The following is a 12,089-nucleotide window of genomic DNA, read 5'->3' as shown; positions in this document are numbered from 1 at the left end:
TAGCGCGCGGGCCTGCGGACGACGCGGTCCTTCTCGGCATCCTTCGGAGGCAGTCTACGCGGGGTAGTCCTCGTCCGCGACGGGCTCGAGCCACTCGTTCGTGCAGTTCTCGCCCGGCGCCTCGAAGGCGATGTGGGAGAACCAGCTGTCGCGCGCGGCACCGTGCCAATGCTTCACGCCCTCAGGGATCACCACGACAGTGCCCGGCGTGAGCTCCTGCGGGTCCTTGCCCCACTCCTGGTACCAGCCGCGACCGTCGGTGCAGACGAGGATCTGTCCGCCGCCCTTGTCGGCGTGGTGAACGTGCCAGTTGTTGCGGCAGCCCGGCTCAAAGGTGACGTTGGCGAGGCCGACGCCGCACTCCGCGGCGCTGGTCAGCGGGTTGAGGTACGAGTTGCCAATGAAGTACTGGGCATATGCGTCGTTGGGTGCGCCCAGGCCGAACATGGGCGAGAAGGACGTCCCCTCGCCAGCGTCTGCCTCGTCCCCGTAGACCTTGAGGGCCACGCGGAAGGCCGCCCACGCGTTGGGCCAGCCCGCGTAGAACGCCTCGTGGGTGAGGATCTCCGCCATCTCCTCACGCGTGACGCCGTTTTTGCGCGCCGTGGCCATGTGGTACTCGAACGAGCTGTCCACCATGCCCTTGGCCACGAGCGTCACCACGGTCACGATCGAGCGCATCTTGAGGCTGAGCGCTTCCTCGCGGCTCCACACCTCGCCAAAGAGCACGTCGTCGTTGAGCTGCGCGAACTTGGGGGCGAGCTCTCCCAGCTGGTCCCGACCCGCCGTCTGCTTCACTGCCATGTTGTTCTCCTTTCCTCTGAGTGCCCAGGCGGGCGCCCGTTTTGGTTAGTTCTTCGCGTTTGGGTTCGTGGTGCCCGCAAGGGGCTTCTCGCCGGGACGAGCCGCCGGGCCCACAAGCTCATGCGCCACGTAAGGCTCCTCGAGGTAGGCGATCTCCTCGGACGTGAGCGCCACGTCGAGCGCGGCCGCCGCGTCGTCCACGCGCTCGGGCTTGGAGCAGCCCACGATGGGCGCCTCCACGCCACGTGCCCAGTGCCAGGCGAGCGCGATGCGCGACATGGGCACGTCGTGCTTCTCGGCCAGCTCGGACACGCGCGCGACGATGGGCATGTCGCGCTCGCGGTCCGCATCGTACTTGTTGCGCATCGTGGCGTCGGTCGTCGAGCGCTTGGACGCGGAATCCCAGGTCGGTCGGCACAGGTGCCCGGACGCGAGCGGGCTGTACGGCGTGAGCGCCATGCCAAACTGGCGGCACACGGGAATCATCTCGCGCTCGTCCTCGCGGTAGAGCAGGTTGTAGTGGCACTGCATGGACGAGAAGGGCGTCCACCCGTTCTGGGCGGCTACGTTCTGCATGTTGTGCAGCTGGTAGGCGTACATCGCGCTCGCGCCGAGGGCGCGCACCTTGCCCGCGCGCACGAGGGCGTCGAGCGCCTCCATGGTCTCCTCGACGGGCGTCTCGTAGTCGAAGCGGTGGATGATGTAGAGGTCCAGGTAGTCGGTCTGGAGGCGCCGGAGCGTGCCGTCGATCTCGCGGTTGATCGCCTCGCGAGAGAGGCCGCCCTCGTTGAAGAAGACCTTGCTGGCGAGAACCACCTGGTCGCGCGGCACGCCCAGCTCGCGCAGGGCGGCGCCGATATACTCCTCGCTCGTGCCGTGCGCGTAGCAGTTAGCCGTGTCGATGAAGTTCACGCCTAGTTCGAGCGCTCGCTTGATCACCGCGCGCGTCTCGTCCGGGCCAATCGTCCACTGGTGGAAGTCCGCCGAGGGCGCGCCAAAGCTCATGCCGCCGAGGCAGAGGCGCGGGATGGTGATTCCAGAGTGTCCGAGCGTCGTGTACTGCATGGTCTACCTCCCCTGTTCCGAGATGGCAATGAATGCGTCGTGGAACCCCTCGAGCTCACGCAACGCGTCGAGCGGACCCACCGCGTGGCCCAACGTGACCTGGCCGCCGTAGCGTGCGGAGTTGCGCTCGTCGTCAAAGAAGAGCGCGAGCCAGTCGCCCTCGGGCTTGTAGTTGAGGTCGCCGTCGGACCAGCCAGGGTGGACGTCGGTCGCGTCGCACGGCAGCGAGAAGCCCGGCTGCCCGCAGCACCCCACGCTCGAGACGCTCATGCGGAGCGTCTGCGGCAGGTGGGCGGCAAAGGTCTGGGCGGCTGTGGACCCGTTCAGCTCCACCGGCAGCACGACCTCGCCTATCCGCAGCTCAACCCTCACGTTCGCCTCCCCTGTGGAAAAGGGACTGTCTCTTTTCCACATTCTCGGACGAAGCTGAATGAGGCACAATTGCTTATAATTAATACTGTGGTATTACTAAATATAATGAGGTGCTCATGGAACTCCGCACGCTGCGCTACTTCCTCGCCGTCTGCGAGCACGGCACGATGTCGCGCGCCGCCGAGGCGTTGCACGTGACGCAGCCCGCGCTCTCCCGGCAGATCGCGGCGCTGGAGCGCGAGCTCGGCACCCCACTCCTCGAACGCCACAGCCGCAGTGTCACGCCCACCGAGCAGGGTCTCTACCTGCGACGCCGTGCGCAGGAGATCGTCGGCCTCGCGGACCAGACCACCTCTGACCTCACTCACGGAGAGGACATCGTAGAGGGCGACGTCTTCATCGGCGCCGGCGAGTCCGAGGGCCTGCGTGTGATTGCTCGCCACGTGCGCGCCTTTCGCGAGAAGTACCCCGGTGTGCGCTTCCACCTGCACAGCGGCAACGCGCCGGACCTTACCGAGCGCCTGGAGCACGGCGTCGACGACTTCTCCGTGCTTATGAGCTACCCCGACGTGGACCGCTACGCACACCTGCGCCTCTCCCCCACCGACGCCTGGGGCGTGCTCATGCGCGACGACGACCCGCTGGTCACGCGCGAGGCCGTGAGCCCCGCCGACCTTCTCGGCGAGCCGCTCGTCGTGCCAGAGCGCCACGCCAAGGGCGACAAGCTCACTTGGCTTCTCGCCACGTGGTTTGGCGAGCGCGCTGGCGAGGCCGACATCGCGGCGACCTATAACCTCTCCTACAACGGCGCCCTGCTCGTTCGCGAGGGCGTGGGCCGCATGATCTCCTTCGACGGACTCACGACCGTGGGCCCGGGCACGGGACTGGAGTTTCGCCTGCTCTTCCCGCCGCTCGTCTCGGTCATTGACCTCGCCTGGAAGCGCAACGTCCCCCTCGGCGACGCCGCGCGTCGGTTCCTGGAGCTCGTCCGCCCCGAGTAGACTTCAGCCAGAAAACACCCACCAACAGAGTTATCCAGAATAGCTGACGGCAAAACGTATGACTTGCTACGCCACCGGCGTCAAGGCGTTCTCCCTCACTTGGTTGATAATCTGAACCAGCCGTTTTTGTCGGCCATCGTCAAACAGCCGGAAGAATGAAACAGGCCTGTCAAATGGCGTCTTCATCAAGGCGGACGGGTCCATGTAGCCGTTCTGCTCAACGTAGTCCACCACGCGATGCACGAAGGCCATCTGCTGCTGGCTCAGGGACTCGTCATTGATAAACTCCGCAAACGCTTCCATGGCAGCGTCGTGATCAAGCTTTGCGATCCTTCTCACGAGCAATCCAAGAGGCGTCTCGCCGTACGTCCTGCGATAGTCAGCCTCGGAGCCGAGCTCTTCCATAAACACACGCTCAAGCTCCCGATACTCAAGCTCCGTCATTGGTATGTTATTTCGCAGCTTATGTATGACGGTCATATCCCCATGGTCGATAACGTATCGATTGACCTTGAGCCGGTAGTCAGCGAAGTCCTCCCCGGGACTAATCTCTTCGCCCTCGCGCCTTGAGATGACAGGATCGGTCAGGCTCGTCACAAGAGCGGGAAGCTCGCTTCCGTCAATCAAGAACTTGATGAGTGAGCGCAGTTCTGTTCTAACCCCCTCGAGCATCAGAGCGTCGGCGTGTTCGAGATAATCCTCTTCGACCACAAGGGCAATGGTCCGCTTCCTCTCCTTAACCTGTGGAATGGTCATCTTGTGCTGCAGACGGAAGGCAAGGTCAACCACCCTGCGACGATACGCATCAACAGACTCGCCGAGAAGAACCGCGACCATGTACCCATACATCAGCGCGTCAAAGCGAAGGGCATACTGGTCCGATTCGTCAAGCACAATCAGAGGGGCAACCTCTCGCTCCAGCTCACCCACGTCCCCTTTGTTCAGACTCAAGAAGGCAGATTCGCTCGAGAACCTCTCAATCGCGTGAAGATGGAGCTTCACCGCCACTTTGAGAGGTTCCGCGCGGAGCTCGCCCACGGCCCGGACAATCTCTCCGATCAGCTCGCCTCGCCATGTCTGGTAGTCGCCCGACGAGAACGCAGGGTTCTGGAGAGCCTCAACGATTGCGACCTTTCTCTTGAACACCCGCTCCGAAAGCGACTCGGGATTCTTGCCTTCCGCAACGTCCTTCCCCTGACGGAAGAACTCGAAGTTTCCACAGTAGTCAAAGATGAAGAAGCGTCGCTTGCCCAAGTACTCCCCGTCCAAGCAGTCCGTAACCATAAGGTCGGGGCACAGCCGTGTGCCACGGCCAATCATCTGCCAGAACTTTGTCTTTGAGTGCACCTGCTTAAAGAACACGAGATTGAGCACCTGCGGAACGTCAATCCCCGTATCCATCTTGTCAACGGAGACGGCAATGACCGGCATCTCTTTGAACTTAAAGTCCTCGATGATGGTATCGGAGTAGTCATCACCATGAACAACACGTCGGGCAAACCCTCCCCTCTTGGGATAGAGGGCGTTGAACCTGTCCACTACAAACTGAGCATGCTTCTTGTTTTTGGCGAAGATGATCGTCTTTCCCAAGCGCTCTCCGCCAGCCACCTTTGCACCGTTCTCCATAAGGTCCTGGAGCACCGTATCAACGGTCTTCTCGTTAAAAACCCAGCTGTTGAGCGCAGAAGATGGCATAAACTCCGGAGCTGCGACGTCCTCGCCGTAGGCTTCCTCCCAGTCGTCGTCGAGACGTTCCCGATCCTCTTCCGTGAGATCGTCATAGGAGATTCCCTCGTCGAGGAACTTGGTCGCCACTTCGATGTTGTAGTACGGGACCAGATAGTGATCCTGTTTCACTGCGGTGTCGTACTCGTACACATAGGTCGGCACACCGCGCTCCACCTCAAAGAAGTCGTACGTGTTGCGGTCGACCTCGTCTTTGGGCGTGGCGGTGAGCCCCAGCACCTGAGCGTCAAAGTAGTCGAAGATGGCGCGGTATTTCTTGAAGATGGACCTATGAGCCTCGTCAACGATGATGAGGTCGAAGTGGGCCGGGGTGAAGATGCGACGACCGTCGCCCATCTTCACGGTGTCGATGGCATTGAGGATGCTCGGATATGTAGAGAAGACCATTCGGGCAGAGCTGTTCTCCATTCGGTCTTTGGTGCTGCACAGATTGCAAAGGCTCAGATTGGGCAGATACTCCTGAAAAGCCGCTTTCGCCTGGCTGACCAAGGCCACTCGATCAGCCAAAAAGAGGACGTTTGACGCCCAGTTCGCGCGAGTGAGCACATCTACCAGTCCCGCAGCCGTCCTGGTCTTACCTGTCCCCGTTGCCATGACGAGCAGGTTTCGGCGGTGGCCCTCCTCCATGTTTGCGCATATCGCACGAATTGCCTCAATCTGGTAATACCTGCCAGCAATGTCCTGGTTAACCCGCATGGACGAAAGCGGCAGAGCAATTCCACGACGGTTCGTGAGCCGCTGGAGGTCCTCGGGCGAGAAGACCCCGGAGCAAGGCCTTTCGGATCCGGAGATGTCGTCGCAAAAGTACGTCTCGAACCCATTGCTCAGAAAGATGAAAGGAGCGTAACCGTAGCGCATCTCAAGACACTGTGCGTAAAGACGAGCTTGCTGGAGGCCTTTCTTGGTGTCATGCATGGTGCGCTTTGCCTCAACGATGGCAAGCGGCTTTCCGTCCGCTCCGTTAAGGACGTAATCGATGTACCCAACGCCCCGGGAGTTGGGCATTCCCTGGACCTCGACCTCCGTCTCCACGTTGCGCTCAAGATCCCAGCCCGCATACTCGATGTCAAGGTCGATGTAGCGCCTGCGTGTCTCGCGTTCCGAAATGGTATCGGGATTGAAGTCGTCTTCGACAATGGCCTGAGCCTTAGCTGCAGCAAACTGCGAACGCAGCTGCTTGATCTCCTCTTCTTGGCGCCGGATGACATCTTCTTTCTGAGCGAGAAGAGCCTCTCGCTGTTTGATTGCCTGAACATCCAGCGCTAGCTTGACGAGCGGAACCTTGTGCTCGTCGAAGACGCGCTCCTCATAAGCGTCTCCACCGTAGCAGTAGTCAATCCACTGAACGAATCCAAACAGAGCCTTGAGCGCAAGGAGAGCGTCCTGTGGGGAGACCCTACGGTCTGTGTGAACCGACTTGTTGCCCAGCTTGACGATAAACGGCAGCGTCCTCCACGTAACTCGATCAACGACACGTTGGAACGACGCCTCGTGGATAAGCGAGGACAGGTTGTCCTTATAGGGCATGGTCAGGGAGGAATCAGCCGCATACACCCATTTCACTGCCAGCTCAAACGCCTTGCGACAACCAACGGCACACATCGCGGGGCTAGTGGAGAGCGTTCTCTCGGCCTCGGCGCATGCCGGAGCAAACATGGCATACTCCGCGCGCGTCTTGAGAAAGTCGAAGTTCATGGCCCTCCTCTGGATGCGGAACGGATGTGTGAGACGGAGAGTGCTGGCGTCCTTTCCTCTACTTTAGTCTGTTTGAAGAGAAGCACGGAGATCTTCCCTCTCAGCTGTCGAACTCGTCTCCCGAACGTAGCAATAAAGGACGTCTCTCACTGCTCTGCCAACAAATTGCGATTTGGCGACCTCGGCGGCGAAGGCGGCGAACTCCTTCTGGAGGGAGAGGGGTGGAACCATCATGGGATACTCCTTCAATACGCGCAGGCTCAGATTCTTTTGATTGCCGCCATAACTAAGCTCCCGCAAATCCTGATAGCTGTGCTGCAAGTACGCCAAAGCAAATTGCGAATCAATTTGATTGCCAAATTCCAGAGCAGCACAGGCTTGATTTGTTGCCGCCTCAATTGTGAGCAAGGCGGCCCTACCTCGCGTGTCGCCCTGTCCATACATTGCGACAAGGACGGTGCCAACGCCCAAAATACGACAGGAAGTCTCCTGAAGAGCCTCCTCTGTAATATGCTCCTCCGTCTCAATGATATTCCCCGAAGCAACTTCGCCAGTCTTCACCCACGGAATTGTTCCTTCGTAATATTCCGGATGCTTGCGACTCGGAGTAGCTCCTGAGCTCACTCTGGCAAGCTCGCCAATCTTTGCCTTCGGATACCTCGTCAAAGGATCACACGGATCCCCGAACATCTCGACAAAGCGGGATTTGACCAGGTCGTCGAGGAGGGAGAGTGTGCGGGAGCAATCCGATGCAAGCTTCTCAACGCTCCCCAGAGTAGAGATGACGTTCAGCTGCTCGTCCAAGCTCGGCAGGGGAACCTGCATCGCAGTCAGATTCTCGGAAGTAATGCTACGTCGTCGTGCGGTGGTTCCCCGCATTCTCTCGGCATAGTACGCCATGCTTCTCGGAGAATGCAAAGCTAACTCGAGGTATGCAGGAACGATTCTGTCAGAATCTATATCCCATACGTTATACGCAGGACTCATAATGCCCGGGCAATCGTAGCCCTGAACATAAATCACGCCCTCGTCTATCGGAAAACCCACCACGAGCTGATTGGGGCGCACGACTTTGTACAGGCTGACATCTTTGGATGCGATGGCTTTCTTGAATCGGTCAGTCTGCCTCACAATTCCGTCGTGCATCGTCATCGAGAGTACGGGGAAATCCCTGTCTCCGCATCTCTCAACCTTAGCTTTTGAGATCAGCTCTCCCAGCCGGACGCGGCGCACCTCCCCCGCAAAGGGGGGTTTGCTTACGCGATGTACTTCCGATGCGAGTGTCGAACGTTGCGCTGATCAACCATCGCATACTTGAGAGTCGTATCGATTTTCTGATGCCCAAGCAGCACCTGCACCTGCTCTATGGGCATGCCCTTGTCGATAGCACGCGTAGCGAGCGTCCTTCTGAACTTGTGCGGGTGAACTCGGCACACTCCTAGACGTCGTCCCAGCTCGCGTAGCCGTATCTCAACCCCGCTAATCTGTAGCCTCTTGCGAGGGTTGCACAGCGAGACAAACAGCGCCGGGTTGTCATCCGAGCGCTCCTCCAGGTACTCAAGCAAATGGAGCTTTGTACGAGCATCGAAGTAGACCCGCCGCTCTTTCCCGCCTTTCCCCAGCACAACGCACTCCCGCGCCTCAAAGTCTATGTCCTCGCGCTCTAGGTTCACCAACTCCCCAACGCGAATCCCCGTCGAGGACAGCAGGTCAACGATGGCAAGATCGCGCTTGGTTGTGCAGCCATCCCGCATGAGCTCGATCATCTCGTCCGAGTAAGTCTCCTTCACAGTCTTGACCGTGCGAATCTTCTTGATGCGGCGAGCCGGGCTCTTGTAGATGTAGTCCTCCGTCTCGAGCCACGAGAAGAAGCTCGAAATGATGCGCCTCACATTATCGATCGTCACGTTGCCGGCGTTGTTTTCCTGACCATATCCACCCAGATACGAGCGAATCTGCTCGGTCGTGACCAGCGCGAGAGACCCGTCGAGTGACCCCAGAAACCTTACGAGCGTGCTGCGGTAGTACTTGAGAGATCGCCCGGAACAGCCCTCAAGGCGCTTGGCGTCGAGAAACGCCTCAAGGAGCTCGGCATTGCCGATTCTCTTGTGACGCTCGACGGTCTGCTCGACAAAGCACTCGACAAGAGCATCATGCAGGCGACGCATCTGAGTGCCGTCCAGCGCCGTCACCATCATTCTCTCAACCTGACGAATCGCATCACTCGTGGACATCATCTCTGGCCTCCATTCTGTCGGGAGGCCAGAATAGCGCGAGGGTCGCTCCATCAGATGCGGCTTGCGATGTCCTCCGGCGTCGGAAGGATCCCGCGCATCTCCTCGGGGAGCTCGTCCGCGGTTCTGTACTCGCTCACGCCAATGGGGGCCGACGTACTGCGCAGCGGGCGTTCGGCGAATTTGTGCAACAACCTGCTGCACAAATTCGAGGTCGACTCGCTCGCAAGCCGCAGCATGAACTTGAGGTTGCGAACCGAGAAGCCCCTGATGCCCGGATACGCAAGCCTGATGTCGCCAGGCAGCGAGTCGATGAAGCGCTTGCCCCACTCGGAGCGCTCGTCGATGAGCTTGCCGATCCTCCAGTACAAGCAGATGACCTCACTGTTGACCGCAAGCACGGCGCGCGACTCGACCCGGAAATCTCTCGCTTGACTCGCCCGAGCGTCTCCATGCAGCCGGCACCGTTGCACGGCGGCTCATCCATGGTGACACCTAGCCAAAGTAGTCTTGCGCAAGGCTGTCATAAAGAGTCCGGAGCTTCTCGATCTGTTGCCGCACTGCAACTTGCGATTTGGCGACCTCGGCGGCGAAGGCGGCGAACTCCTTCTGGAGGGAGAGGGGCGGAAGCGGTAGCAACACCTCAGAGAGCATGCGCTGATTAATCTTGAACGTGCCATTGGTTGTTCTTGCCCGAGACTCTATCTGCCTGCGTATTGCGGGACGACCCCACGCATATCGAAGGTAAGCAGCGCTAATCAAGTCGAAATTGATACGGGCAGCAATCATCGTGTCTGGGAAAACGAGATCTGGCAAATCGGTATCTGAATACTCCCCCGCGCCTACCAAGTCTCTGTTTCCATTTCCTCGGCAGATATAGAACTCTCCGGCAGAGACTCGCTTCTCACACGGAGGGTCAGAGGGGTAAGCGCCCTCTTTCCAAGACTCCGCGTCGAAGGATCCTTGGGTAATGGCGGAAAGCGTGAGAACCCTTGCGTGACACAGCCCTTCTTTCGAAGGTGAGACTCCGTTTCTCATTTTTAAAAGCACAGAACCCGCAGGAAACGTAGGCCATTCCGTCGATTCAAACATCTCGACAAAGCGGGATTTGACCAGTTCGTCCAGGAGGGAGAGCTGGCGGCGAGCGAGCTTGATGAGCTCAAAGATCCCATCAAGCTCGTCGCAAACCATTCGCTGAGCCTCCTCATCAGGAACACAAAACGTCGCTTGCTTGAGAAGCTTAAAGTGCCTGCTGTACCCGAGGTTTTCCAGATGTGTGTTCCTCAGCGCGTGATACCAGTAGCGAACGTTATTAGACAGACGCGGCTTGAGTATCTTCACCCCGTCAGCACCGACAAAGAACGGCCGATCGACGTACTTAACGTGCCTTGTGTGATCCCCGAACACAATCACCGGGATATCGGAGAAGAGGCCGTCATCTCTATTGGAATACCCCGCAAACAACTCCTGCCCCTGGTCAACGACCGGGTAATCGCCAGCAGGGAGGTAGTCCCTCTGCTTTATCCTTGAGACCCCTTTTGACACTTCGGCAAAAGCCTTCGAGAAAGGAACCCGCTCCCCCGCAAAGGGGGGTTTGCTGCTTGCGGTCATTCTGAATCACCGCCGAGCATCCTCTTGAGCTCCTCCAAGCCCTCGGCCATCTGTCGGTTCAGGTCCTCTAGCTCCGCCAGAATCTCGCTGGTGGGAGGGTACTCCTTCTTCTCGTACACGATCTCGGTGTACTTGTTGAAGCTAAAGTCGTAGTCGTTGTCTACGATCTCCTGCTTGGGCACCAAGAAGCTCTTCTCGGTGCGTGCTCGGTCCTTCTCGCCCTCAAGGTTGGAAAAGCGGGCGATTACGTCAGGTACGTCATCGTGCTTCTCGTCACGATCGCGCTTGTCGTCAAGCGTATAGCCGTCGCTCTTCATGTTGTACATCCACACGTTGTCCGTGCCGCCGGCGTCGGTCTTGGTGAACACCAGCACCGCCGTGCTCACGCCAGAATATGGCTTGAACACGCCACTCGGCATGTGAATGACGGCATTGAGCTTTTGGTTCTCCACCAGTTCACGGCGAAGCTGTCCGTATGCCTTTGAGTTGCTGCGAAAGAGTACTCCGTTGGGAACGATGCACGCGCAACGACCGCCTCGCTTGAGCATTCGCAGGAACAGGGCAACAAACAGCAGCTCGGTTTGCTTGGTGTTGCAGATTGCCTTGAGCTCAGGGGCAATATCCTCCGCGTCAACGTTGCCGGTGAACGGAGGATTGGCCAGGATGAGATCAAACTTGCCGTGAATGGTGTTGTTCTTGCTCACTGAGTCCATGTAATGGATGTCGGGCAGCTCGACGGAGTGAAGCAGCATGTTCATGGTACTGATGCGCAGCATGGTCTGGTCGGTCTCGAAGCCACTGAACTGCCTACGCCCGTCCTTCTCGCCGCTGAACACCGACCAATCGTCCTCGGTCATAGCGTCGCCAAAGTGCGACCGAATGTACTCGGCAGCCGAGATGAGGAAGCCCGCCGTTCCGCATGCCGGGTCACAGATGAGCTCGCTGGGCTTCGGCTTCACCAGCTCCACCATCATCTCACGAATGTGCTGAGGCGTGCGGAACTGTCCGTTAGCGCCGGCAGTAGAGAGCTTGCTCAGCATGTACTCGTATAGATCGCCGAGGTCACCAATATGATCGTCGAAATCTCTCATGAGCTCTTCGATGCCGGAGACCGCGCGCTGCAGCGTCTTGGGGTTTTGGATGCCGAATGTTGCATCCTTCATGCACTGGGCAAACGGCGTGCCGTCATTCAGCGTCTTGATGAACGGGAAGACCTCATTGGCGATCACGCTGTGCATGGCCTCTGCCTCGAAGTCCTTGAAGACATTCCAGCGCATGCGCTTGCCCTCGGGAGTCTGGGGGAAGACGTGCTTCTGGGGTTCGCCCGTGAGTATCTCCATGCGCTCGGCGTCAAACTCCCGCGCGTCGAGCGAGCGAATGAACATCAGATAAGTGAGCTGCGTGATGACTTCAAGCGGATTGGTGATGCCACCCTCCCACATCTTCTGCCAAATATCGTCTACCTTGGCTTTTGTGGCCCCGGTGATCATCTATCCCGCCTCTCAAACTATCGAACGGCCCTGCCCCTCCCACCTTACCGCAACAGACGAGGACTCCCATC

At 59.0% G+C, this 12,089-nt stretch carries 10 protein-coding genes; 1 reads left to right on the top strand and 9 read right to left on the bottom strand.

Going from position 1 to position 12,089, the window contains the following annotated elements:
* Nucleotides 1–54 precede the first annotated feature (54 nt).
* The 3 genes from B5F73_RS04620 to B5F73_RS04610 are packed head-to-tail and all read right to left on the bottom strand — an operon-like array spanning nt 55 to nt 2,241.
* Nucleotides 55–804, bottom strand: a complete 750-nt coding sequence (locus B5F73_RS04620) for a carboxymuconolactone decarboxylase family protein (protein ID WP_087227040.1) — start codon at nt 802–804, stop codon at nt 55–57.
* Between the two features lie 45 nt (nt 805–849).
* Nucleotides 850–1,869: an aldo/keto reductase gene (locus B5F73_RS04615; RefSeq protein WP_087227039.1), complete on the bottom strand. Its 1,020-nt coding sequence runs from the start codon at nt 1,867–1,869 to the stop codon at nt 850–852.
* A gap of 3 nt (nt 1,870–1,872) precedes the next feature.
* Nucleotides 1,873–2,241: a cyclophilin-like fold protein gene (locus tag B5F73_RS04610; RefSeq protein WP_087227038.1), complete on the bottom strand. Its 369-nt coding sequence runs from the start codon at nt 2,239–2,241 to the stop codon at nt 1,873–1,875.
* A 116-nt stretch (nt 2,242–2,357) separates the two neighbouring features.
* Here B5F73_RS04610 and B5F73_RS04605 point away from each other — a divergent pair, with 116 nt between their 5' ends.
* On the top strand, nt 2,358–3,242 hold the full coding sequence (locus tag B5F73_RS04605; protein WP_087227037.1) for a LysR family transcriptional regulator: 885 nt from the start codon (nt 2,358–2,360) through the stop codon (nt 3,240–3,242).
* Nucleotides 3,243–3,308: 66 nt separating this feature from the next.
* Here B5F73_RS04605 and B5F73_RS04600 read toward each other — a convergent pair whose 3' ends face one another.
* The 6 genes from B5F73_RS04600 to B5F73_RS04575 form a co-directional block, all read right to left on the bottom strand.
* The gene (locus B5F73_RS04600; protein WP_087227035.1) at nt 3,309–6,683 is read right to left on the bottom strand and encodes a DEAD/DEAH box helicase family protein; all 3,375 of its coding nucleotides are present in this window, start codon (nt 6,681–6,683) and stop codon (nt 3,309–3,311) included.
* A 63-nt stretch (nt 6,684–6,746) separates the two neighbouring features.
* A complete protein-coding gene (locus B5F73_RS04595) occupies nt 6,747–7,916 on the bottom strand; it encodes a restriction endonuclease subunit S (RefSeq protein ID WP_143803137.1) in 1,170 nt (389 codons plus the stop codon).
* A 23-nt stretch (nt 7,917–7,939) separates the two neighbouring features.
* A complete protein-coding gene (xerA, locus tag B5F73_RS04590; protein WP_204206264.1) occupies nt 7,940–8,917 on the bottom strand; it encodes a site-specific tyrosine recombinase/integron integrase in 978 nt (325 codons plus the stop codon).
* 53 nt (nt 8,918–8,970) lie between these two features.
* Nucleotides 8,971–9,318: a DUF1016 N-terminal domain-containing protein gene (locus tag B5F73_RS04585; RefSeq protein WP_158094763.1), complete on the bottom strand. Its 348-nt coding sequence runs from the start codon at nt 9,316–9,318 to the stop codon at nt 8,971–8,973.
* A 94-nt stretch (nt 9,319–9,412) separates the two neighbouring features.
* Nucleotides 9,413–10,528 (bottom strand): restriction endonuclease subunit S, encoded by a 1,116-nt coding sequence (locus B5F73_RS04580; protein ID WP_087227027.1) that lies wholly within the window; start codon nt 10,526–10,528, stop codon nt 9,413–9,415.
* Nucleotides 10,525–12,018: a class I SAM-dependent DNA methyltransferase gene (locus tag B5F73_RS04575; RefSeq protein ID WP_087227025.1), complete on the bottom strand. Its 1,494-nt coding sequence runs from the start codon at nt 12,016–12,018 to the stop codon at nt 10,525–10,527. The genes B5F73_RS04580 and B5F73_RS04575 overlap by 4 nt, the downstream gene beginning before the upstream one ends.
* Nucleotides 12,019–12,089: the final 71 nt, after the last annotated feature.

The organism is Olsenella sp. An270, assembly GCF_002159735.1.
GTDB lineage: Bacteria > Actinomycetota > Coriobacteriia > Coriobacteriales > Atopobiaceae > Thermophilibacter.
This window is presented reverse-complemented; position numbering and strand designations above follow the sequence as displayed.